The 490-nt window shown below is 48.8% G+C and carries 1 protein-coding gene; it reads left to right on the forward strand.

Annotation, left to right across the window (positions count from 1 at the left end):
• Window positions 1-490: hypothetical protein (locus tag A3735_RS31530; RefSeq protein ID WP_197486087.1), on the forward strand; the 490-nt coding region annotated here is incomplete at both ends.

Raw genomic sequence — 490 nt, forward strand, 5'->3', positions numbered from 1 at the left:
ATGCTGCGTTTCCTGTCGCAATATTAGGTGATTCAGACAGTCATAGCTATCGAGATAAATATGACAATAAAGCTAGAGGAGGCGACTTCCATAGCGTCACTTACAACTGGCCAGCACTATGGGACAGATTTCGATCTGAGCAAGTTAATCTTGGAGCATTCGGGACATGGGGTGAAAGTTACCGCTGGGCAAGAATCAAGAACTGGCTTAAGCTCCCTGCCCGAGCCCCCAAGAAATTAGACTTCGACTATAACTATGCAGTTTCCGGACTTCGCTGTCAGTCTTTGCTTGAAGGCTGGCCCTATCAAGCAAAATGGCTGATCTCTCGCTTGCAGCGCTCTCCGGACTTCTGGGAAAAGGGGCTGGTCATCATTCGAATCGGCGTAAACAATCTCGGCTCAACCAAACTATTAGAACAATGGGGAGTCAGCGGCTTAGACAAGACAGCTAAAGACGTTGTCAGTGAGTGTGTCCGTCAGATCACCGAGGC

This window comes from Oleiphilus sp. HI0061 (assembly GCF_001635675.1).